This is a genomic window from Pseudarthrobacter sp. lyk4-40-TYG-27 (genome assembly GCF_030209295.1).
In the GTDB taxonomy this organism is placed as follows: domain Bacteria; phylum Actinomycetota; class Actinomycetes; order Actinomycetales; family Micrococcaceae; genus Arthrobacter.
In genome coordinates, this window is sequence record NZ_JARVSH010000004.1 from 451,955 (window position 1) to 473,801 (window position 21,847).

Annotated in this window: 19 protein-coding genes; 9 read left to right on the forward strand and 10 right to left on the reverse strand. The window is 67.8% G+C overall.

Annotated features, from left to right (window positions below):
• Positions 1–509 precede the first annotated feature (509 nt).
• A complete protein-coding gene (locus tag QRM96_RS09875; RefSeq protein WP_285319485.1) occupies positions 510–2,117 on the reverse strand; it encodes an FAD-dependent monooxygenase in 1,608 nt (535 codons plus the stop codon).
• Positions 2,118–2,130: 13 nt separating this feature from the next.
• A complete protein-coding gene (locus QRM96_RS09880) occupies positions 2,131–2,697 on the reverse strand; it encodes a hypothetical protein (protein WP_285319487.1) in 567 nt (188 codons plus the stop codon).
• A 149-nt stretch (positions 2,698–2,846) separates the two neighbouring features.
• Between QRM96_RS09880 and QRM96_RS09885 the strand changes: the two genes are divergently transcribed.
• From QRM96_RS09885 to QRM96_RS09895, 3 genes are all read left to right on the forward strand, one after another.
• Complete coding sequence (locus QRM96_RS09885; RefSeq protein ID WP_285319488.1) at positions 2,847–5,066, forward strand: S9 family peptidase; 2,220 nt, start codon at positions 2,847–2,849, stop codon at positions 5,064–5,066.
• Between the two features lie 107 nt (positions 5,067–5,173).
• Entirely contained in the window at positions 5,174–5,380 is a 207-nt protein-coding gene (locus QRM96_RS09890) for a hypervirulence associated TUDOR domain-containing protein (RefSeq protein ID WP_026264575.1), read from the forward strand.
• 4 nt (positions 5,381–5,384) lie between these two features.
• On the forward strand, positions 5,385–6,581 hold the full coding sequence (locus QRM96_RS09895) for an NAD(P)/FAD-dependent oxidoreductase (RefSeq protein ID WP_285319489.1): 1,197 nt from the start codon (positions 5,385–5,387) through the stop codon (positions 6,579–6,581).
• On the opposite strand, the gene QRM96_RS09900 is transcribed toward QRM96_RS09895, so the two are convergent.
• Genes QRM96_RS09900 through QRM96_RS09910 form a run of 3 tightly spaced genes read right to left on the reverse strand, consistent with a single transcriptional unit; the run spans position 6,565 to position 8,715 of the window.
• Positions 6,565–7,137, reverse strand: coding sequence for a GNAT family N-acetyltransferase (locus QRM96_RS09900; protein ID WP_133830554.1), 573 nt, complete (start codon positions 7,135–7,137; stop codon positions 6,565–6,567). The two genes, QRM96_RS09895 and QRM96_RS09900, sit on opposite strands and share 17 nt — an antisense overlap.
• Positions 7,138–7,142: 5 nt before the next feature.
• A complete protein-coding gene (locus QRM96_RS09905) occupies positions 7,143–8,303 on the reverse strand; it encodes an acetate kinase (RefSeq protein ID WP_285319491.1) in 1,161 nt (386 codons plus the stop codon).
• Between the two features lie 55 nt (positions 8,304–8,358).
• Entirely contained in the window at positions 8,359–8,715 is a 357-nt protein-coding gene (locus QRM96_RS09910) for a VOC family protein (protein ID WP_018761721.1), read from the reverse strand.
• Positions 8,716–8,817: 102 nt separating this feature from the next.
• On the opposite strand from QRM96_RS09910, the gene QRM96_RS09915 reads away from it, so the two are divergent.
• Entirely contained in the window at positions 8,818–9,105 is a 288-nt protein-coding gene (locus QRM96_RS09915) for a hypothetical protein (RefSeq protein ID WP_018761722.1), read from the forward strand.
• A 69-nt stretch (positions 9,106–9,174) separates the two neighbouring features.
• Here the strand turns inward: QRM96_RS09915 and QRM96_RS09920 are convergent, their stop codons facing one another.
• The 4 genes from QRM96_RS09920 to QRM96_RS09935 all read right to left on the reverse strand — a co-directional run bounded on the left by QRM96_RS09920 (position 9,175) and on the right by QRM96_RS09935 (position 14,148).
• Positions 9,175–10,371: a fumarylacetoacetate hydrolase family protein gene (locus QRM96_RS09920; RefSeq protein ID WP_285319492.1), complete on the reverse strand. Its 1,197-nt coding sequence runs from the start codon at positions 10,369–10,371 to the stop codon at positions 9,175–9,177.
• Entirely contained in the window at positions 10,368–11,912 is a 1,545-nt protein-coding gene (locus tag QRM96_RS09925; protein WP_285319494.1) for an aldehyde dehydrogenase (NADP(+)), read from the reverse strand. The genes QRM96_RS09920 and QRM96_RS09925 overlap by 4 nt, the downstream gene beginning before the upstream one ends.
• On the reverse strand, positions 11,909–13,255 hold the full coding sequence (locus QRM96_RS09930) for an enolase C-terminal domain-like protein (RefSeq protein WP_285319495.1): 1,347 nt from the start codon (positions 13,253–13,255) through the stop codon (positions 11,909–11,911). Before QRM96_RS09930 ends, QRM96_RS09925 begins: the two co-directional genes overlap by 4 nt.
• Before the next feature lie 167 nt (positions 13,256–13,422).
• Positions 13,423–14,148, reverse strand: a complete 726-nt coding sequence (locus QRM96_RS09935) for a GntR family transcriptional regulator (RefSeq protein WP_285319497.1) — start codon at positions 14,146–14,148, stop codon at positions 13,423–13,425.
• 240 nt (positions 14,149–14,388) lie between these two features.
• Between QRM96_RS09935 and QRM96_RS09940 the strand changes: the two genes are divergently transcribed.
• Positions 14,389–15,720, forward strand: a complete 1,332-nt coding sequence (locus QRM96_RS09940) for an MFS transporter (protein ID WP_018761727.1) — start codon at positions 14,389–14,391, stop codon at positions 15,718–15,720.
• Positions 15,721–15,795: 75 nt separating this feature from the next.
• Here QRM96_RS09940 and pta read toward each other — a convergent pair whose 3' ends face one another.
• On the reverse strand, positions 15,796–17,916 hold the full coding sequence (gene pta / locus QRM96_RS09945; RefSeq protein ID WP_285319499.1) for a phosphate acetyltransferase: 2,121 nt from the start codon (positions 17,914–17,916) through the stop codon (positions 15,796–15,798).
• 156 nt (positions 17,917–18,072) lie between these two features.
• Here pta and QRM96_RS09950 point away from each other — a divergent pair, with 156 nt between their 5' ends.
• The 4 genes from QRM96_RS09950 (at position 18,073) to QRM96_RS09965 (ending at position 21,843) form a co-directional block, all read left to right on the forward strand.
• Complete coding sequence (locus tag QRM96_RS09950) at positions 18,073–18,540, forward strand: hotdog fold thioesterase (protein WP_018761729.1); 468 nt, start codon at positions 18,073–18,075, stop codon at positions 18,538–18,540.
• Positions 18,541–18,547: 7 nt separating this feature from the next.
• A complete protein-coding gene (gene paaK, locus QRM96_RS09955) occupies positions 18,548–19,900 on the forward strand; it encodes a phenylacetate--CoA ligase PaaK (RefSeq protein ID WP_018761730.1) in 1,353 nt (450 codons plus the stop codon).
• 61 nt (positions 19,901–19,961) lie between these two features.
• A complete protein-coding gene (locus QRM96_RS09960; RefSeq protein ID WP_018761731.1) occupies positions 19,962–20,615 on the forward strand; it encodes a TetR/AcrR family transcriptional regulator in 654 nt (217 codons plus the stop codon).
• Positions 20,616–20,718: 103 nt separating this feature from the next.
• Positions 20,719–21,843: a S1C family serine protease gene (locus QRM96_RS09965; RefSeq protein WP_285319502.1), complete on the forward strand. Its 1,125-nt coding sequence runs from the start codon at positions 20,719–20,721 to the stop codon at positions 21,841–21,843.
• The last annotated feature ends 4 nt before the right edge of the window (positions 21,844–21,847 follow it).

Sequence of the window (21,847 nt, forward strand, 5' to 3'; positions counted from 1 at the left end):
ACGTGACCGGAACACAGGGAGGCCGGACGCGCGGATGGCCCCCGGGCGAAGCCGGGGGCCACCGTGTCGGGAAGTACAGGCCTCAGCTGCCGATGCGCTGTCTGGCGCTGTGGCGTGCACAGTGTGGCGATCCGCCCCATAAGGCAGTCAACAGGTTTGCCCGCCTCCCGAGCCTTTGTTGTCTAATACTGATTTTCTAGCACTCGGAGCGCGGGCCTTCAAGTGCCCGTGCGGTCAATCCCTGGTGGGGTCCGGCCGGAGCGGCGCCGGCCCGGGATCGGGAACGGGCAACGGTCCCGGCGACGGCGGTGCGGGGAACGGATGTGGCGACGGCGGCCCGGGCGGGCGGGGCTGGGTGGGATCCGGGGAGCTCGGCTCCGGTCCGGGTTCGGGCGGAAACGGCTCAGGTTCGTGCACTGGCGGGATGGTCATGGAACTTCCCCTCTCAGGCTGGGCAGATGTGCCTTGGACTGATCAGGATACGCCGGACATGCCCCGGCAACCACCCGTCAGGACGGCAAGGCACCCACCAGCCGCAGCCAGTCCCCCACTTGCGCCGGGTCCGCCTCGCCGCAGCTGAAGCCGACATATCCGTCCGGGCGCACGGCCACCACGCCCCGGCCCGGATGGCTGCTGAGCCGGTGGACATGGACCAGGGGGCTGTGTCCCGCACGCGCCGGCAACGCCAGGGCATCCAAGGCGTCCGGGCCGGCATCCCGCTCCAGCAAGAGATGGACCCCCGGGAGGGCCGTCAGGTCATGCAGGTGCACTTCCCGTCCCGCCACCGAGGCCGGCGCGTCCGGCAGCCGGTCGCCGGGCCGCGGCCACCGGACCGACCGGGGTGTCCCGTCAATGGAGACAGCGCTGCTCCGGTACCGCACGAAAGGCTGGGCCAGGAGCCTGATGCCCTTGGACGTAAGCCACTGCCGGCGCAGCAGGAACGGCAGGACCGGCGCCAACGCAGGAAGAATGCTCCGGGCCAGCCGGGCGGCAGGGTGCGGCGAGGCCTCCCCAAAAAAGATGACGTGGGTCAGGGCAAGGACCTGCCGGTCAGCAAGCCGGCGCTCCTGGTGGTAGGAGCTGAGCAACTCAGGGAGGAGCCCGCCGGCCGTCGAGGCGAAGCCGAGCTTCCAGCCAAGATTGAGGGCGTCGAGGATGCCGTTGTTCATGCCTTGACCGCCGGCCGGAGAATGTGCGTGCGCGGCGTCCCCTGCCAGGAAGACGGGATCGACGCCGAACGAACTGGCAAGACGGTGTTGAAGCGCGACCTGCGCCGACCACCGGACGTCCCGGACCGCGGCGCCCAGCCCCGAGACCCTGACGAGGCGTTCCACTTCCCCTGGCGGGACGGCCGGGCCCAACTGGCCGAACAATGCGGCGGGTTGCGGGTCCGCGGGCCGGGTTGCCAGCATGCGCCAGGTGGCTCCTTCCCCAAGGGCGAAAAGGAAGGTCAGCCCGGCGCTGCCGACGGCGACGTGCAGGACCCCCGGGTCCAGGGGCCCGTCAAGTTCCAGGTCGGCCAGGACAGCCTCCACCCGGTAGGGACCGCCCTCCCAGCGGGCGCCCGTGATGCTGCGGACGGTGCCGGCCTGCCCGTCGCAACCGGCCAGGAACCGGGCATCATGCTCTTCCCGGCCGCCGCCGTCGCGGCAAAGCTGCGCCCGGACCATGCCTCCTTCTGGTTGTACGCCGCCGCGGCCGAGCCCGCGGAACTCCACGCCCCAGTCCACGTGAACGCCCCGCTCCTGGAGTGCCTGCCACAGCACGGCCTCGACGTCGGCCTGCCGGACCAGGGTCAGGTGCGGGAAGGCCGTGTCCGGGAGGTCCGCGTGGCCCAGCCGGGCTTCGACGATACGCCGGCCCAGGTGGAGCCGCGCTTCCGGGGTGGTATCGGCGCGGCGGAGCAGTTCTCCGGTGACTGCCAGCGGCCGCAGCCCTTCCAGGGCGCGGGCATGGAGCATCAAGGCCCGGGACGGGCGTGTCAGGTGCGGGCGGCGGTCCACCACCCTGACGGAGGCGCCATGGGCCTGTGCCTGGAGCGCGGTGGTGAGCCCGGCGGGACCAGCGCCGACAACGAGGACGTCGGTGTCCGGCGTCGGTCCTTGCCCGCGTCCCATGGCTGCCGGGCCCTCACGCTGCGGGGAGGAGCCGCCACCAGGCATGTTCGGGGTGGGCGGCAAGGCGCATCCGGGCGGGGTCGGCCAGGGCCTCGTCCCGGTGCAGGCCAGGGAGGATTTTGAAGCTGATGGATCCTGGGACGCTGACCAGTTCAAGGACCCGCCAGAGGGCGGCGGCGTAACGGCGCGCCTGCTCGGCACCGTCCCACTCGTACAACCCGCGGTAGGCACCGAAGGTATCGTGGGCACACCACAGCTTGGACACGAACCCCGGGAACCCCACGAACAGCGGGGTGTTCAGGAGGCTTTCGGCCTCGAACAACCTGTGCGCCCGGCCGCGCACCAGGCGCAGGGTGAAGGTGACTACGAGTACGCAGGGCTCCGCGGCGGGAGGGCGGCCGACGGCGGTCTCCCGGTAGACCCGCGCGGCGCTCCCGTCCGCGAACCGCAACATCCGGCCCACGTTCTCCGCAGGCAGGTGCACTTGCCTGCGGGCAAGCATCAGGGCGGACGTCCCCACGCATTTAGCCACGGCCAACCAGGCTTTGGCCCGGGGAGCAGGGCCGGATTCAAAGGACATGGCGCCCCCTTTCCTTGCGGTGTACCCTCCAGCCTGACCGGAACCGCCGCAGGCGTCCCAGAGTCTTTCGTCCCGTGCGGTCCGGTCCGCCGCTCCCCCGTCAGCGAACGGCCTGCGGACTTGCAGGGACGGGTCTATATATTGAATCCATGACCTCCACCCCGCTGCAGGATTCCACCGGCACCTCCGTCCCGGCACCCCCGGTTGCCAAGAAGATTCCCACCGAACGCACCCACCACGGGGAGACCTTCGTGGACAACTACGGGTGGCTCCGGGACAAGGAATCCCCGGAGGTGGTGGCGCACCTGCGGGCCGAAAACGAGTACCAGGAAGCGGTCACCGCCGGCCAGGAGCCGCTCCGCGAGGCCATATTCCAGGAGATCAAGGGCCGCACCCAGGAAACCGACCTTTCCGTCCCGCACCGGAAGGACGGCTGGTGGTATTTCAGCCGCTCGGCAGAGGGCAAGGAATACGGCATCCACTGCCGGGTGAAGGCGCAGGACACCGGGGACAAGGTGGCCGACTGGACTCCGCCGGCCGTCGAGGCCGGCATGGGTATCCCGGGCGAAGAAGTCCTGCTGGACGGCAACGTCGAAGCTGAGGGCAAGCCGTTCTTCTCGGTGGGCGGCACCGCCGTGACCATCGATGGCCACCTTTACGCCTACGCGGTGGACAACTCCGGCGATGAGCGCTTCACCCTCCGGATCAAGGACCTTCGCACCGGCACGCTGCTGCCGGATGTCATCGAGAACATCTTCTATGGCGTCTCCTTCTCCCCGGACGGCACCCGCCTCTTCTACACCGTGGTGGACGAGTCCTGGCGCCCCTACCAGGTCAAGTCCCATGTCCTGGGCACGCCCGTGGCCGACGACACCGTGGTGTACCAGGAGGACGATCCCGCCATGTGGCTGGGCTTCGAGCTCTCCGCGGACCGGCGCTACCTGGTGCTCGGCATTGGCTGCTCGGAGTACAGCGAAACCCGGCTGCTCCGTTTCGACGACCCCGCCGCAACGGTCAGCACCGTCATTTCGCGGGACGAACGCATCCTTTACGAGGCAGAACCCTTCCTGCTGGACGGCGAAGAAAAGATCCTGCTCACCCACAACCGCGGCGCCATCAACTCGATGGTCTCCCTGACGGACCCGGCTGAGCTGCACAAGCCGCTGGCCGAACAGACCTGGCAGACCGTCGTCGAGCATTCCGACGACGTCCGCGTCAACGGCGCGGGCGTCACCTCCACCCACCTCATCGTCTCCGTCCGCAAGGACACCATCGAGCGGGTCCAGGTGATGGGGCTGGCCGGGCTGGGCACGCCCGCGCAGCAGGCCCCGGTGGAGCCTGCCTTCGATGAGGAGCTGTACACCGCCGGGGTGGGCGGCTCGGACTACGACGCCCCGGTGATCCGGCTCGGCTACACGTCCTACTTCACGCCGTCGCGGATCTACGACTTCGTCCTCCCCACCCCCGAACTGCCCGCCGGCGACCTGCTGCTGCGCAAGGAAAGCCCGGTACTGGGCGGCTACGACGGAAGCGACTACATCGCCACCCGCGAATGGGCCACCGCCGGCGACGGCACGCGCATCCCGCTCTCCGTCCTGCGGCACAAGGGCGTCAAGCAGGATGCGACGGCAGCGGGCCTGGTCTACGGGTACGGCTCCTACGAGATGAGCATGGACCCCGGATTCGGCATCGCCCGGCTGTCCCTGCTGGACCGTGGCGTGGTGTTCGTGATCGCCCACATCCGTGGCGGCGGCGAATTGGGCCGGCACTGGTATGAGGACGGCAAGAAGCTCACCAAGAAGAACACCTTCACCGATTTCATCGACGCCACGGACTGGCTGGCGAACTCCGGCTGGGTGGACCCGGCGCGGATCGCGGCCCTGGGCGGTTCCGCGGGCGGCCTGCTGATGGGCGCCGTGGCCAACATGGCGCCGGAGAAGTACGCGGCGATCGTGGCGCAGGTGCCGTTCGTGGATCCGCTCACCAGCATCCTGGACCCGGACCTGCCGTTGTCTGCCCTGGAGTGGGAGGAATGGGGCAACCCCATCACGGACCCCGAGGCCTACGCGTACATGAAGTCCTATTCGCCGTACGAGAATGTGCGGGCGGTGGCTTACCCCAAGATCGCGGCCGTGACGTCCTTCAACGACACCAGGGTCCTGTATGTCGAGCCCGCCAAATGGGTGCAGGAGCTGCGGAACAAGACCACCGGGTCCGAGCCCATCGTCATGAAGATCGAGATGGACGGCGGCCACGGCGGGGCCTCCGGACGCTATGTGCAGTGGCGTGAGCGTGCGTGGGACTACGCCTTCATCGCCGACGCCCTGGGCGCCACCGGGCTGCTTCCAGGCGCCGGGCTGAAGCAGTAGCGCCTGCCTGCCACCGCCCTGTTCCCGGAAATGCTCATCATGCTTACCATTGTGGGGCACTTGTTTTCCGATCCGGGCAAAGGTCCGGGCTACCAAAAGGGGCAGGCATGTCATTAAGCAAGGGAACGCACGTGGAGTGGAACACTTCACAAGGCAAGACCCACGGCAAGATCGTGGAAAAGAAAACCAGCGATTTCGAACTCGACGGCAACACGCACCGCGCCAGCGAGGATGAGCCGCAGTATGTGGTGGAATCGGCCAAGACCGGCGCCCGCGCGGCGCACAAGGCATCCGCCCTGACCGAAAAGAAGTAGGCCCGTGGCTGCCCGCCACGAGGTTGTCATTATCGGTGGCGGCAACGCCGGCATCTCGCTGGCGGCCAGGTTACAGCGCTACGGCGTCCAGGATGTGGCGGTGGTCGAACCCAAGGACCACCACCTCTACCAGCCGCTGTTCTCGCACATCGCAGGCGGCCGGGCGCAGGCCCGGGAAGCCGTCCGGACCCAGGAGTCGGTGACACCGGCGGGCGTCACCTGGATCCGGGATGCCGCGGTGGACGTGGACGCCAACGCGAACACGGTCACCCTGGCGTCCGGAGCCTCCGTTGGCTACGGGCAACTGGTGGTGTGCCCGGGCCTGCAGTATGACTGGGACGCCGTTCCGGGCCTTGCCGACGCCGTGCACTCGCCACACGGCGCCTCCCATTACGAGTTCGACCTTGCCCCCAAGGCCTGGACCCTGCTCAGCGGCCTGGCCTCCGGCACCGCCGTGTTCACCATGCCCGCCGGGCCCGTCAAGTGCGCCGGAACCAGCCAGAAGCCGATGTACCTTGCCTGCGACTATTGGCGGGAGCAAGGCGTCCTGGACAAGATCCGGGTGGTGATGGTCCAGCCGTACCCCACCGTCTTCGGGGTTCCGGAGGTGGACCGGGAGCTGGACCGGAAGATCGCCGAGTACGGGATCGAGTTGCGGACCAACAGCGAACTGGTTGCGGTCAACCCCGGCGAGCGCAGGGCAACCATCCGCGACCACGCCGCAAACATCACCGAGGAGCTTACGTACGACGTCCTCAACGCCGTCCCGCCCCAGTCCGCCCCGGACTGGCTGAAGGCCACGGACCTGCCGGCCGCCGGTGGCTCCGGCGGCTTTGTGGAGGTGGACCGCCAGACGCTGCGGCACCTGCGGCATGACAACGTGTGGTCTTTGGGCGACGCCGCGGGGACCAGCAACTCAAAGTCCGGCGGCGCCTTGCGAAAGCAGGCCACGGTCCTGGCGAAAAACCTGGTGGCCGCCCGCAAGGGAAAGCCGCTGCGCGCAAAGTATGACGGGTACTCGGTGTGCCCGTTCACGGTATCGCGGGACACCGTGGTGTTCGCCGAATTCGACGACCAGTACCGGGTCAAGCCCAGCATCCCGCACGTTCCCACCTGGAATGAGAGCAGGCTGTCCTGGGTGGTGGACCGGGACCTCTTCCCGAAGATCTATTGGAACCTGATCCTCAAGGGCCGGGCGTAGGTTCCCTTTCCCGGCTCCATTCGTCGGCCAGGACGGCGTAGACCAGTTCGGTGGCCCACTGGCCTTTGTAGAACCACTTGTCCACATGCCGCGCCTCCAGCCGCATCCCCAGCCGCTGGCAGAGCGCCGCGGAGGCGGTGTTGAGCTCATCCAGCCGGGCCTCGATCCGGCGCAGGCCGAGGTCCCCGAAGCCAAGGTCCAGGACCGCCGCCGCGGCCTCGGTGGCGTACCCCTTGCCGCGCGCCTGCGGTGCCGTGGACCAGCCGATTTCCGCCTGCCCGCGGCCCGGGAGCCACTTCAGTACCACTTCGCCCAGGAGGCCCGGCTCATCTTTGGCCTCGATGGCCAGCGACAGCCAGTCGCCCTCCTTCTCGTACACGAAGTTGGCGTACTTGCCCACGTACTCCATGGATTTGGTGTAGCTTTTGGCCGGTCCCGGCAGGAAACGGGCAGTCTCGGCGAGTGAATGGTAGGCGTGGAAGGCGTCCAGGTCGCGGCCTTCGAAGCGGCGCAGGACCAGCCGGTCGGTGTGGATTGGCAGCAGGATCTCCGGCATGCCGGTTACCTGTTTGAACCGACGACGGCGGCCGTCGCCTCGGCGATCGCGCGTTCCTCATCCGTGGGAACCACCAGGACGGGGATCGCGGAGGACGGTGCGGATATCACGCGCGGCTCCCTTGACCGTTTGGCGTTCAGGCCGGCTTCGAGCTCGATGCCCAGGGCGCCCAGCCGGTCCGCAACGAGCGCCCGGAACTGGGAGGAATTCTCGCCAATCCCCGCGGTGAAGACCAGCGCCTTGGCACCGCCGACCGCCACATGATACCCACCGATGTACTTGGCCAGCCGGTAGGACGCCACCGCCAGCGCCATGGCGGCCTTGGCATCCCCGGATTCGGCGGCCTCCACCACGGTGCGCATGTCATTGTTCCCGGCCAGGCCCTTCAGCCCCGATTCCCGGTTCAGCATCGAGTCGATGTCCTCCGGCGTCCACCCGGCGCGGCCCAGGAACACCAGGATGGAGGGGTCAAGGTCACCCGAGCGGGTGCCCATCACCAGGCCTTCGAGCGGGGTGAAACCCATGGAGGTATCCACGGACTGTCCGCCCCGGATGGCGGTGACCGACGCGCCGTTGCCCAGGTGGGCTATGACGCCGTCGAACTCCTCCGGGGGAAGGTCCAGCAGAGCGGCCGACCGGCGGGCAACGTACTCGTGCGAGGTGCCGTGGAAGCCGTACCGGCGGATCCCGTGGTTGGTGTAGAGCTCATCGGGCACGGCGTAGCGCCAGGCGTGCTCGGGCAGGGTCCGGTGGAAGGCGGTGTCGAACACGGCCACCTGCGGCATGTCCGGCCATTTCCTGGTGATGGCACGGATGCCCAGGACGTTGGCGGGGTTGTGCAGCGGCGCCAGCGGGTTGAGGCGTTCGATGGCACGGGTGATCTCGTTATCGATCAGCACGGGTTCGGCAAACCGCTCGCCGCCGTGCACCACCCGGTGGCCCACCGCGCCCAGTTCCAGGCCACCCAGTTCCTGGTGGATGGCGGCATCCACCAGCTCCAGGGCCTCCGCGTGGTCCCGCGGGCCCTCGATCTCGCCGTCCCCTCCGCCACCGTTGCCCATCCCGATCTTCTCGATCAGCCCCTCGGTCAGGACCGTCCCGGCGGCGACGTCGCGGACCTGGTACTTCAGCGACGACGAGCCGGAGTTGATGACGAGCACGAGCATGCGGGGCCTCCTCAGCCTGGCGTCAGCAGTTCAAACCCCACTATAGGTGGCGCCGCTAACGGTCCGTCAGCAGCAGCGTGTTCCCGTCCGGGTCCTGGGCCGTGAAGAAGAGGCAGACATCCGGCGAGCCCGTAATGGACCCCACCGGGACGCCCTGCTCCGCCAGCTCCGCGCGCTTGGCGTCCAGGTCATCGACTGTGAAGTTGCACGTCGCCCACGACAGCCCCGGGGAAACCTGGATGCCGCTGTCCGGGCCCATCAGCGTTACGGATGCGGTTCCGCTGCCGGCAAGGAGCGCCGAGAATCGGTTCGCGTCCGCGACGGTGAGTCCCAGCATGCGGCTGTACCAGTGGGCCGCCACCTGAGGGTCGCGGACGGGGATGAAGGCGGTGGTGATGGCTGTACCGGGCATGCCAGTGATGGTAACCGATGAGTGCACTCTTTCCTTGCGCATGCACCCCGGGTGTGCCTATGGTCGGCGGACAAGGCTGGACCACGGCGAGAGGACATTTCCATGACGAGCGAGCCCACTTCGATCGACGAAAACGACCCCACCAACACGGGATCCAGCAGCACCGCCCCGCTCAATGCGGGCTCCGGCTCCGGGAAGAAAGACCCCACCGTGGTGGAGGGGGCCAACCCCGCCCTGGACGATACGGGCAACCTCAAGGCCGCCGAAACCGGCGAGGCCCCGCAGGCACCGGAGCACCCGGAGGACCTTGACCTGACCCCGCAGGGCCTCTCCGACGAGCCTGCCAAGGAGGAAGATCCGGAGAGCATAGCCAAGCCGGACAACAGCTAGGCTCCCCCATTCCAAAGGACGACGACGGCACTTGCGAAAGTGCCGTCGTCGTCCTTTATCCGTAAAAGACTAGGCGCGGGCGCCCTGTCCCTGCCCCGCCAGGTACTCGAAGAGCCGGCGGAGGCCGAAGGTCCATTCCGGCAGTTCCTCGCATGGACCCACTGTGTTGACCAGGGCGCCCAGGTGGCGGCTGCGGATGGTGACCACATCGCCGTGCTTGTGGGTGAAGCCCTGTCCCGGCTCGTCCCGGTCCTGGGTGGGCGCAAAAAGGGTCCCCGTGAACAGCGCGAAGCCGTCCGGATACTGGTGGTGCTTGCCGTGGGTGGCGGCCACGAGTTCCTCGAAGGGCCTGCTGATGCGGGCAACGCTGTTCCGGCCCTCCAGCACGTACCCGTCCGGACCGTCCACGCGCAGCAGGATCTCCTCATCGCGCAGCGTCTCCAGCGTGAAGGTCCCGTCGAACAACCTGATGAACGGCCCCAGCGCGCTGGATGCGTTGTTGTCCTTGGCCTTGCCCAGCAGCAGGGCGCTCCTGCCTTCCACGTCCCGCAGATTGACGTCGTTGCCCAGCGTGGCACCCACCACCCGCCCGCCGGCGGTGGCAATGAGCACCAGCTCCGGTTCCGGGTTGTTCCAGGACGAGAAGGCCGGGATGCCGATTCCATCGCCGAGGCCGACCGATGACAGGACGGGCGCCTTGGTGAAGACCTCGGGGTACGGACCGATCCCCACCTCCAGGTACTGCGACCACAGCCCTTCGGCGACCAGGACCCGCTTGGCTTCAGCGGCTTCCGCCGAGCCGGGCCGGAGGTCTGCCAGGCTTCCGCCCAGCGCACGGCCCACCAACTCCCGCACCTCCGCAGCCCGCCCGGCGTCGCCCGCGCAGCGCTCCTCGATGACGCGCTCGATCATGCTGTCCACGAACGTCACGCCGCAGGCCTTGATGACCTGGAGGTCGATGGGCGCCAGCAGCCGGGTGCGGGTATGGTCACCCTGCAGGGAGGCGTTGACGACGTCGGCCACCGCCCACCGCGGTTCGGCGAGGGTGGGATCCAGCAGGGCAGAGCGGACGGCAGCGGCGGGGTCCGGCAGTTCCATCAGCGCGGCAACGGTGGGGGCCAGGCGGTTCAGGTCGAAGACGGTGTTCCCGCTGACGGCCACCACGCGCGGACCCGCCGTTTCCCCATCCCAGACCCGGCCGATGAGCAGCGCCGCGTCGGCGTCCTCGGGAAGGACGGAACGTGCTGCCCCGGACAGCGGGCTCACTGCCGCCCCTCCTTCCCGGCTCCGCCGACGCAGGTGCGTCCGGCCGGATGCTGCCACACGCCGTCGACCCTTTGCGGGACCCGCCAGGGGTTGCTGTCCTGCAGGGGTTCGGGCAGCCGGGACGCAGGGAACGACTGGTAAGCCACCGGGCGGAGGAAGCGGCGGATGGCGGCCGTGCCCACGGACGTGGTGTTTGAGGTGGTGGCCGGGTACGGGCCGCCGTGGTGCTGGGCGTAACTGACCGTGACGCCCGTGGGCCACCCGTTCCATAGGACGCGCCCGCTGATGTCTGCAAGCCGGGCAGCGAGTTCGGACACGTCGTCGTCCTCCTGGGCCTGGAGGGTGGTGGTCAGCTGCCCTTCCAGCAGGTCCGCCAGCCCGGGCAGTTCGGCCTGGTCCCGGTACTCCACCACCAGGCTGGCGGGGCCGAACATCTCCTGCCGGAGCAGGTGCGGGTCCTTCCGGACTTCCTCCGCAGTGGTGTGCAAAACCGTGGGGGCCGGTTCCTCCGCAAAGTCGCCTGCCACCAGGACATCCACGCCGGCACTGTCCCGGAGCGTGGCCACGGCATCCGCGTAACCGGCGTGCAGGCGGTCGCTCAGGAGCCGGGACGGAGCGAAACCGGCCAGGGCCTCCCCCAGCTGGGCGCGGATCCCCGCTGCATCCCCCGCGGGGACGAACAGCAGCCCCGGCTTGGTGCAGAACTGTCCCATGCCCAGGGTGAAGGAACCGGCGTACGCCGTGAGGATCTCCGCGCGCCGGGCCGCCCATGCGTTGGGTGCCACGAAGACGGCGTTGATGCCACCCAGTTCGCCGAAGAACGGGATGGGCTCGGGACGGGCGGCAATCCTGTCGAGCAGGGCACGGCCGCCCGCGGTGGAGCCGGTAAAGCCGATGGCTTTGACCAGGGGGTGGTCCACCAGCCCTTCGCCCGCCTGCCGGCCGGTCACCAGGGAGAACAGGCCCGACGGCGCCCCGGCAGTATCCAGGGCTTCGGCCACTACGCGGGCGGTGCGGGCAGCGAGTTCGCGGTGTGCGTCGTGTGCCTTGTGCACCACGGAGCAACCGGCGGCCAAGGCCGAGGCACTGTCCCCTCCCATCACGCTGAACGCGAAAGGAAAGTTGGACGCGCCGAAAACGCCCACGACGCCGAGGGGCACGTTGTACCGCCGGAGGTCCGGCCGCGGACCCATGCCCCAGGCCGGGTCCTCGTGGTCGATGGTGGCGTCAAAGTGCTCGCCCTGGCGGATTTCCGCCGCGAACAGCCGCAGCTGGAAGACGGTCCGCTTCAGTTCCCCCTCCAGCCGGGCGGTACCAAGGTGGGTTTCCCGGACGGCCGTTTCCACCAGTCCGCCGGCGTCTTGCTCCAGGCCGGCGGCAATCGCTTCGAGCCAGCCGGCACGGGTAGCCGGATCCACGCGGCGGCCCTGGTCAAAGGCAGCTGCTGCGGCTTCCACTGCCGCGGCCAGGGCACCAGGCGTGGTGGGCCCGGCGCTATGGTCCGCGGCCAGGCCGCCGTCGGCACTTGCTCCGGCGGTCACCGGCCGGCTCCGGCAGGGGCCGGGGCTGCGCCGGTCACGGCGGCGCGGTTGCCCACTTCCTGCCACCCGGCACCGTTGGGGAATTCCCAGCGGGAGCGGGAGGCGCTGAACATCTCGGCGCCCGTGCCCGGGAGTTCGGGCGCGGCGTAGCGGCCGTTGATGATCCGGACGGGTTCGGCGAAGTGCTCGTGCAGGTGGTCCACGAATTCGATCATGCGGTTTTCCTGGCTCCGGCCCACCACTGCGTAGTCGAAGAAGGAGAAGTGCTGGACCAGTTCGCACAAGCCCACGCCGCCGGCGTGCGGGCAGACGGGTACCCCGAATTTGGCGGCCAGCAGCAAGATGGCGATGTTCTCGTTGACGCCGGCCACCCGGGTGGAGTCGAGCTGAAGCACGTCGATGGCACCGGCCTGGAGCAGCTGCTTGAACACGATGCGGCTTGCCACGGCTTCACCGGTGGCCACCCGGACCGGCGCCACACCCCTGCGGATTTCTGCGTGGCCCAGGATGTCGTCCGTGCTGGTGGGTTCCTCGATCCAGTACGGGTTGAATTCCGCGAGCTGGTTGACCCATTCAACCGCCTCGGACACCTCCCACCGCTGGTTGGCGTCAATGGCGATGGGCAACCCGCCCACGGCGTCGCGGGCCAGGGCCATCCGCCGGCGGTCGTCGTCGATGTCCCCGCCCACTTTGAGCTTGATCATGGAGAAGCCGTCGGCTGCGGCCTCCTTGCTCAGCCGGACCAGCTTCTCGTCGCTGTATCCCAGCCAGCCCGGGGAGGTGGTGTAGGCGGGGAAGCCGCCGGCCTTGAGTTCGGCGATGCGCTGGTCCCTGCCTTCCTGGCCGGCGCGGAGGATCTCGAGGGCTTCTTCGGGGCTGAGGGCGTCGCGGATGTGGGTGAAGTCCACCACGCTGACCAGTTCTTCGGGTGTCATTTCGGCGAGAAGGAGCCAGAGCGGCTTGTTTTCCCGGCGGGCACGGATGTCCCACAGGGCGCTGACCAGGGCGCCGCAGGCCATCTGGGTGACGCCCTTCTCGGGTCCGAGCCAGCGCAGCTGGGAGTCATGGACCAACAGCCTGGAGGCCGCGCCGAGGTCGCCGATGAGCTCATCGATGTCGCGGCCCACCAGCAGGCGGGCATAGGCGTCAATAGCGGACGTCAGGATGTCATTGCCGCGGCCGCAGCTGAAGATGAAGCCGTGGCCCTCGTCGCCCGCGTCGGTGCGGATGACCACGTAGGCGGCGGAGTAATCGGGGTCTACGTTGACCGCGTCTGAACCGTCAAGCTCAAGGGACGTCGGAAAGCGGACGTCCTGGGTGTTGATGGACGTGATGGAAGGCATGGATCTCAACTTTCGGAGCGGAACTGGCGGAGGGAAAGATTCGATTCCTATATGAATTTCTAAAATCATATAGGAAGTGCGATTCAGGTCAACCCCCATCAGCGGCAGGCCCGGCCCGGGAACCCAAAAAGCCCGGCCCTTGCGGACCGGGACTGTTCGCCGGATTCCTAGGATGTGATGATGCGCCTGCGCGGCGGGCCGCCGTCCTCCAGCGGCGGCAGCTCACCCTCGAATGCCTGGGCGAAGCGGTCAAAAGAGTTGCGGATATGGGTAGTCATGGCCGCCTCAGCCCGCTCCGGATCGCAGGCCTCGATGGCTTCCCGCACGGCCGTATGCTCAGCCACGGTAATGGCGCCGTCCACGTCCGCCGGGTACAGCCGGAAGGTGTGCAGGTGGCAGTGGGTCTGCGCAAAGGCATGCCGGACCACGGGGTTCCCGGAGGCGGCAAGGATGGTGTCATGGAAGCGGGTGTCATGGGCCACCAGGTCCTGCCGCAGGTCGCCGGTCCGCTTCATGATGGCACGGAAACTGCCAAGCTCCCTTTCCAGCGAGCCGGCCGGATTGGCAAGGCGGTCCACGGCCGCGGCCCGGGCCGCCCACGGTTCCACAAGGAGCCGGAATTCAAACAGCGAGCGCAGCTCCGGCAGGTCAAGCAACGGGGTGGTGCTGTAGCCGCGGCCGGGGTTGTAGACCACCAGGTTGTCGCCTTCAAGCCGCTGCAGCACCTCACGGACCGGCGTCTGGGACACGCCCAGGCCGCGGGCTACGGCATCGATGTTGATCCGGGTGCCGGGAGCAATCTCCCCTTCCAGGATGGAGGCACGCATCGCCGAATACACATCGGGCACGGCTGCCTTGCCGCGGGAAGTTTCGGACGATTGACGTGGGGGCACGCGGTTACCTCTTGCACTGGATTGCTGGTACTGAACGGCGGGAAGCCGCTTGGGGGAATCATAAGCCACGGGGCGCCGCAGCCTTCATCGAAGCATTTTTTCGGCGGGGACTTGATCCGGGTCACACTTTCTATATGATTAACCCGATTCCTATATGATTTTGGCGCAGATGCCTTCCGCGCCTCCCCCTCCCGCCGTGCGCACCGCACCCGAAGCCATGTATATGTCGAAGGAGACCGCATGACTACGCTCGGAAGTAAAACCTCCATCACCACTTCATCCCGGCAACCCCGCCTCATGACCCGCAAACGTTGGGTGATCATCTGGCTTGCCTTCATTGGCTTGAGCATCAACTACCTTGACCGCTCCAGCCTCAGCGTCGCCCTCCCGTTCATGGGCAAGGATTTTGAACTCAGTGCGACCCAGCAGGGCCTGATCTTTGCAGCGTTCTTCTGGGCTTATGACTTCTTCCAGCTCGCCGCCGGCTGGTACGTGGACAAGGTGGGCCCGCGCCGCTCGTTCTCGCTGGCCGCCGTGTGGTGGTCCGTCTTCACGATGGTCACCGCCGCAGCGTCCAGCTTCTGGTCCCTCTTCGCCGCCCGTTTCCTCCTCGGCGTGGGTGAGAGCCCGGCGCCCAGCACTGCAGCCAAGGTGGTGGCCACCTGGTTCCCGGTCCGCGAACGCGCCTTCGCCACCAGCATCTGGGACTCCGGTTCGCGGGTGGGAGCCGTGATCGCGCTGCCGATCGTCACCCTGATCGTCGCCTTCACGTCCTGGCACGCGGTGTTCATCATCATCGGCGTCCTTGGAATCATCTGGGCCGCCGTGTGGTGGAAGTACTACCGCAGCCCGGAGGAGCACGCCGGCGCCAATGCCGCCGAAGTCAGCTACATCCAGGAGGGCGGTGCCCGCGGAGCGGCCAGCGACGACGAAAACGCGGCCAAGCTCCCCTGGCGTTCGCTCTTCAAGTACCGCACCATCCTCAGCATGATGTTCGGCTTCTTCTGCCTGAACAGTGCCATCTATTTCTTCATCACGTTCTTCCCCAGCTACCTGGTTAAAGAACGCGGCTTCGACCTCCTCAAGCTCGGCTTCTTCGGCGCCATCCCCGGCATCTGCGCCGTCCTGTTCGGCTGGCTGGGCGGCTATCTGGCTGACCGTGCCGTGCGGGCAGGATCTCCCGTCAGCAAGGTCCGCAAGACGGCCATCGCCGGTGGCCTGGCCGGCGGCTCCGTCATCATGTTTGCCGCATTGGTCCCGGAGGCCTGGATGGCCCTGGCCCTGCTGTCCATCGCCTACTCCAGCCTCACGGTGGCCGCCACCGGCATCTGGTCGCTGCCGGCTGATGTCGCACCGAGTTCACGCCACGTCGGTTCCATCGGCGGGCTGCAGAATTTCGCCTCCAACCTGGCCGGCATCTTCACGCCCATCCTGATCGGCGTCTTGGTGGACCAGACCGGATCCTTCGTGGCGCCGCTGGCCGTGATCGGCGCAATTTCCCTCATCGGGGCCGCCAACTACCTGTTCGTCATCGGCAAGATCCAGCCGCTGCAGGTCAAGGCAGCCGCCTAGGAATTCCCCGCCCCAAGCAAATGGAGGACGACGGCACCTGCGAAAGTGCCCTCGTCGTCCTTTGTGCGTGGCGCCCTAGGACGCCGGTGCCTCTGCAGGGACCTGCGCCCGCTCCGGCCCGGCATCGCGGGCCTGCGCCTGGATGGCAGTAATGGCCACCGTGTTCACGATGTCCTCCACCGTGCAGCCGCGGGAGAGGTCGTTCACCGGTTTCCGCAGCCCCTGCAGGACCGGCCCCACGGCGACGGCGCCGGAGCTTTGCTGCACCGCCTTGTACGTGTTGTTGCCGGTGTTCAGGTCCGGGAAGATGAACACCGTCGCCTGGCCGGCCACGGAGGAACCGGGCATCTTGGACGCGGCAATGGAGGCGTCCACGGCCGCGTCGTACTGGATGGGCCCCTCCACGGCGAGGTCGGGCCGGCGGGCACGCACCAGTTCGGTGGCCTGCCGCACCTCGTCCACCGCCTCACCGGACCCCGAGCCGCCGGTCGAATACGAGAGCATGGCCACCCGCGGCTCCACCCCGAACTGGGCGGCGGTCTCGGCCGAGGCCAGGGCAATGTCCGCCAGCTGTTCGACGTTCGGATCCGGGTTCACGGCGCAGTCCCCGTACACCAGCACCCGGTCCGGCATCAGCATCAGGAACACCGAGGACACGATCTTCACGCCTTCGCGGGTCTTCACGAACTCCAGCGCAGGCCGGATGGTGTGCGCGGTGGTGTGCGCGGCGCCGGACACCATGCCGTCCACCACTCCCAGCTGGACCATCATGGTGCCGAAGTAGCTGACGTCCTGCATGATCTCCAGGGCCTTGGCCAGGTCCACGCCCTTGTGGGCCCTCAGCTCGGCATACTTCTCCGCGAACTTCTGCCGCAGCTCCGAGGTGGCGGGATCGATGACGGTGATTCCTGACAGGTCGATGCCGTTGGCTGCGGCCAGCTCGCGGACGTCCGATTCGGGCCCCAGGAGGGTGAGGTCGCAGACGTCCCGCCGGTGCAGGATCTCGGCTGCGCGGAGGATCCGGACATCGGTGCCCTCGGGCAGGACCACATGGCGGCGCTGGGCGCGGGCGCGTTCGATCAGGTCGTGCAGGAACCGCAACGGGGTCATGCGTTCGGCCCGCGGAAGGTGCAGCCGCTCCACCAGTTCGGCTTCGTCCACCCGGCGGGACCAGAGGCCAAGCGCCGACGCTACCTTGCGGCGGTGCCCGGACCAGATCTCGCTGCGGACCTCGGAGACCCGGCGCGCCGTCTGGTAGGTGTCCTCGTCCGCCGCGAACACTGGAAACGGCGCTTGCGCCAGGAGCGGATAGATGTTGGCATCCGGCGCCAGGCCGCCGGTGAGGATCAGCGCGGACGCCACGGGGAACTCCGGCGAGAAGGAGGATGCCAGGCAGGCCACCATTACGTCCGCCCGGTCACCAGGCACGATCACCAGGGCCCCCTCGTCCAGGACGTTCAGGAAGTTGCCCACGTTCATGGCGGCAACCTTGATGTCCTTGACGTCGCGTTCCATATCCGGCGTTCCCGCGATCTGCCGGACACGCAGGGCCGTCGCCACCTCGCCCGTTGTGGGCCGGGCGATCTCTTCGAGTTCGGGCAGGATATACACGGGCCGGCCGGACGCGCCCGGCTTCAAGGCCGCCGCAATGGCATCCAGGTCAGCGGCGTCCGCCCTGTTGACCATGATGGCCAGCAGCGAGCAGCGTTCGGCGGCAAGTTCCTTGCGGGCAACTTCCACGGCGGCGGCAGTTTCGGCAACCGTCCGCCCCTTCGCGCCCACCACGGCCACCACGGGCGTGGCGAGGTTGTTGGCCAGCCGGGCATTCAGGTCGAATTCGACGGCGGAGTCCTGGCCCACCAGGTCCGTCCCCTCCACGATCACCACATCGCAGTGCCGGGCAATGTCGGCGTAGATCTCCACGCACCGGGCGTCGATCTCCGCGCGGTTGCCTGCCGCGAGGAGTTCGCGGACCTCCGCATAGGTCAGGCCGCCGCGGCACAGGTCATCGTCCAGGGCAAACCGGGCCTTCATCAACGCCACCATGGGGTCGTCCGCGGCGGAGGGGCCGTGGACCACGGGCTTGAAGAAGCCGATCCTGTCCGCGTGCCGGTGCAGGGTGTCCGCCAGGCCCAAGGCCACCAGGGACTTGCCCGACCCAGGGGTGGTTGCGCTGACGTAGATGCCTTTGGCCATGGTCCGCCCTTTGCTGTGCTTGCTCGTGCCGGTCCTCCCATCCTTGCACTACACGCGGCCCGGGAGCACACGTGCGCGCGGCCCACCCTTGACACCGGCCCCCCTCATGGGATTACCTAATGAACATTCGGTAAATAAAGCTGGAGGCAATGACGCATGGCTGAAGCAACACTTTCCGGGGCCACCCACCCCATCCTGGAAAACGACTACGCCTCCGAATGGATGGGCATCGAGGTCCTCGCCCTCAGCGACGGCCACGCCACCATCCGGATGACCCTCCGGCAGGAAATGCTCAACGGCTTCGGCATGGCCCACGGCGGAATGATCTTCGCCTTCGGCGACACCGCCTTCGCCCTCGCGTGCAACCCCATCCAGCCTGCACCGGGCGAGGAAAACACCATCACGGTCGCGTCCGGCGTCGACATCAATTTCCTCAAGCCGGCATTCCGCGGCCAGGTGCTCACCGCCGTCGCGGACCGCCGCTCCAGCGCGGGGCGCAGCGGCCTGTACGACATCCAGATCTTCGCCGCCGACGCCGCCGCGGCCTCCGAAACCCACCCCAGCTCCCCGGGCGAGCTCATCGCCGAGTTCCGTGGACGCAGCCGCACCATCCCCAAGAAGTAGGAAAACCATGACCCTGCATGCCCCCGAAACCCCCGCCGCTGCCGGCATCGACCCAGGCCTGGACCGCGAAGAGACCATCTCCCGCGACGAACTCGAAGCCCTCCAGCTCAGCCGCCTGCAGCACACGGTGGCCTACGCCTACGACCGGGTCCCGCTGTACAAGCGCAAGTTCGACGACGCCGGCATCCACCCCAGCGACCTGCGCGAACTTGAGGACCTGGGCAACTTTCCCTTCACCACCAAGGACGACCTCCGCGCCGAGTACCCCTTCGGTATGTTCGCCGTGCCGCAAAGCGAAGTAGCCCGGATTCACGCCAGCTCGGGCACCACCGGCCGGCCCACCGTCGTCGGCTACACCAAGCAGGACCTGGCTGATTGGGCCAAGCTGGTGGCCCGCAGCTTCCGTGCCTCCGGCATCCGCCCCGGCATGAAAGTCCACAACGCCTACGGCTACGGCCTGTTCACCGGCGGCCTGGGCGCCCACGCGGGCGCCGAAGCCCTGGGCTGCACCGTCATCCCCATGTCCGGCGGCCAGACCGAACGCCAGATCCAGCTGATCCAGGACTTCAAGCCGGACGCCATCCTGGCCACCCCCACCTACCTGCTGACCATCGCCGACGCGATGGCGCACATGGGCATCGACCCCGCCTCCACCTCGCTGAAGTTTGCAGTCCTGGGCGCCGAGCCGTGGACACAGGAGATGCGGCACGAGCTCGAAGTGATGATGGACATCAAGGCCTGCGACATCTACGGCCTGTCCGAGGTCATGGGTCCGGGCGTCGCCGGCGAAGCGGTGGAAACCCAGGACGGCAGCCACATCTGGGAGGACCACTTCCGTCCCGAGATCATCGATGCCTTCAACCCGGTGGCCGGCAAGGAGAACGTCCTGCGCGACGGCGAACACGGCGAGCTGGTCTTCACCTCGCTCACCAAGGAAGCGCTGCCGATCATCCGGTACCGCACCAAGGACCTCACCCGCCTGCTCCCGGGAACTGCCCGCCCCGCACACCGCCGGATGGGACGCATCACCGGCCGAAGCGACGACATGATCATCCTGCGCGGCGTGAACCTCTTCCCCTCCCAAATCGAGGAAATCGCCCTCCGCATCCCCGAACTCAGCCCGCACTTCCAGCTCGAGCTCACCCGGCCGGAGGGCCAGCGGATGGACCAGCTGACCGTCCGGATCGAACGCCGGGACACCGTCACCGTTGAACAGAGCACGACGGCGGCCCGCACCTTGAAGGAGCAGATCAAGATCCACGTGGGGTCCTCGTGCACCGTGGACGTAGTGGAACCGGGCTCGCTGGAGCGGTCCAACGGAAAGCTGCGCCGCATCTACGACCTCCGCCCGAAGGCTTAATGGTTCCGGTGGCGCTGCGCCGTCCCCGGACCTACCGACCGTTCGTGAGAAACTAGCCACTATGCCCAGCGCCAGCAGAACTGCCAGCACCGCCGATACCCCAGCCGCCCACGGAACAGCCGCCAACGGCACCAAGCGGGGCCGCCCCGGCTATGACCAGCAGTCTGTGCTGCGCATCGCCGTCGACGTCTTCAACCGGCACGGCTATGACGCAACCTCGATGGGCATCCTGGCCGAGAACCTGGGCATTTCCAAGTCCGCCATCTACCACCACGTGCCGTCCAAGGGCGACCTGCTCAAGCTCGCGCTGGACCACGCCCTGGGCGGGCTTGAAGCCATCCTGGAGCAGCCGGAGGCCACTTCCGGGGCGGCCGATGCCCGGCTCGAGTTTGTGCTGCGGCAAACGGTGGCCGTGCTCGTGGAGCGCCTGCCGTTCGTCACCCTGCTGCTGCGCCTGCGCGGCAACACCGAGATCGAACGGGACGCCCTGGAACGGCGCCGGACCTTCGACCACAAGGTGGCCGGCTTGATTTCGGCTGCCCGCGACGAAGGATCGCTGCGCGCAGACATTGATCCCCGGACCGTCTCGCGCCTGCTGTTCGGCATGATCAACTCCATCGTGGAGTGGTACAAGCCGGGCGGTTCGCTGTCGCCGGAGAAGCTCGCCGACGACGTCATCACCGTTGCGTTCGACGGCCTGCACAGCAAAGGATAGGAGCCTGGTCCAGCACGCATCACCGCTGATAATAAGCGTGCTTGGTATTTTCCCGGCTCCCCCGCTACGGTGGTAGGAAGCCACCACCCGCAGGGAGGTCCTGATGAGCCAGGCCAGTGATCGGCAACGTTCCCGCCGCCTCCAGGCAGCAGCTGCCGCCGGAGTGCTCACGGCCGGCCTTGCACTGGGCGGCTGCACCGGAACGCCAAGTCCTCCGGTCCCCAGCAGTTCCTCCCCAAGCCCGGCACCGTCGTCGTCCGCGGGCAGTTCCGCCCCGGCTTCCGGGACGCCGGCACCGGGCGGCGACACCGGCACCGCGGCGGGCAACCTGCCCCAACTCGTCGAGAACCTGTCACCGTCCGTCGTCACCATTTTCACGCAGAGCGGTCTTGGCAGCGGCGTGGTGTACTCAGCGGACGGGCTGATCCTCACCAACGAGCACGTCATCCGTGGTGCCACCACAGTGGAAGTGGGCTTCGCCGACGGGCAACGCGTCGAAGGGACCGTAAAGGCAAGCGACGCCGTCACCGACCTGGCACTGGTGCAGGCCAAACGCACCGGCCTGCCGAAACCGACCTACCAGACCAACCTGCCCAAAGTGGGCGAGGGCGCCCTGGTCCTTGGCTCACCCCTCGGGTTTGAGAACACGGCCACCGCCGGCATCATTTCCGGGCTTCACCGCTCCATCCCAGGCTCCGCATCCAACAGCCTCTCCCTGGTGGACCTGATCCAGACGGACGCACCGATCAGTCCGGGCAACTCCGGCGGCGCCGTGATCAACATGCGCGGCGAGGTGATCGGCATCAGTGAGGCCTACATTCCGCCGTCCGCGGGCGCCGTTTCGCTGGGCTTTGCCATTCCCGCCGCTACCGCCGTGGACGTGGCGGAGGAACTGCTGGCCAGCGGCACTGCGAAGCATGCCTACCTCGGCCTGACTCCGGGCGAGCTTACGGCACAAATTGCGGACCAGCTGGGCATCCAGGGCGGATCCGGGGTGGTGGTGCTCGCAGCCGACACGGACGGACCCGCGGGACGGGCAGGAATCCGGCCCGGCGACGTCCTGCAGTCCATGGAGGGCGTGGAACTCACCACGCCTGAGAAGCTCCTGGCGGAACTGCGCAAGCGCAACCCCGGCGACACCGTAGGCTTCAAGGTCAAGCGCGGAGACCAAAGCCTGGACATCAAGGTGGACCTCACCGACAGGCCCGCCACCAATACCACCCGATAGGAAA

Excerpts from the sequence above, each read along its gene's own strand:
- QRM96_RS09940 (WP_018761727.1), top strand. The coding sequence starts at position 14,389 with ATGACTACGCTCGGAAGTAAAACCTCCATCACCACTTCATCCCGGCAA.
- QRM96_RS09885 (WP_285319488.1), top strand. The coding sequence starts at position 2,847 with ATGACCTCCACCCCGCTGCAGGATTCCACCGGCACCTCCGTCCCGGCA.
- pta (WP_285319499.1), bottom strand. The coding sequence starts at position 17,916 with ATGGCCAAAGGCATCTACGTCAGCGCAACCACCCCTGGGTCGGGCAAG.
- paaK (WP_018761730.1), top strand. The coding sequence starts at position 18,548 with ATGACCCTGCATGCCCCCGAAACCCCCGCCGCTGCCGGCATCGACCCA.
- QRM96_RS09965 (WP_285319502.1), top strand. The coding sequence starts at position 20,719 with ATGAGCCAGGCCAGTGATCGGCAACGTTCCCGCCGCCTCCAGGCAGCA.
- QRM96_RS09875 (WP_285319485.1), bottom strand. The coding sequence starts at position 2,117 with ATGGGACGCGGGCAAGGACCGACGCCGGACACCGACGTCCTCGTTGTC.
- QRM96_RS09890 (WP_026264575.1), top strand. The coding sequence starts at position 5,174 with ATGTCATTAAGCAAGGGAACGCACGTGGAGTGGAACACTTCACAAGGC.
- QRM96_RS09915 (WP_018761722.1), top strand. The coding sequence starts at position 8,818 with ATGACGAGCGAGCCCACTTCGATCGACGAAAACGACCCCACCAACACG.
- QRM96_RS09900 (WP_133830554.1), bottom strand. The coding sequence starts at position 7,137 with ATGCCGGAGATCCTGCTGCCAATCCACACCGACCGGCTGGTCCTGCGC.
- QRM96_RS09960 (WP_018761731.1), top strand. The coding sequence starts at position 19,962 with ATGCCCAGCGCCAGCAGAACTGCCAGCACCGCCGATACCCCAGCCGCC.
- QRM96_RS09950 (WP_018761729.1), top strand. The coding sequence starts at position 18,073 with ATGGCTGAAGCAACACTTTCCGGGGCCACCCACCCCATCCTGGAAAAC.
- QRM96_RS09880 (WP_285319487.1), bottom strand. The coding sequence starts at position 2,697 with ATGTCCTTTGAATCCGGCCCTGCTCCCCGGGCCAAAGCCTGGTTGGCC.
- QRM96_RS09930 (WP_285319495.1), bottom strand. The coding sequence starts at position 13,255 with ATGCCTTCCATCACGTCCATCAACACCCAGGACGTCCGCTTTCCGACG.
- QRM96_RS09910 (WP_018761721.1), bottom strand. The coding sequence starts at position 8,715 with ATGCCCGGTACAGCCATCACCACCGCCTTCATCCCCGTCCGCGACCCT.
- QRM96_RS09905 (WP_285319491.1), bottom strand. The coding sequence starts at position 8,303 with ATGCTCGTGCTCGTCATCAACTCCGGCTCGTCGTCGCTGAAGTACCAG.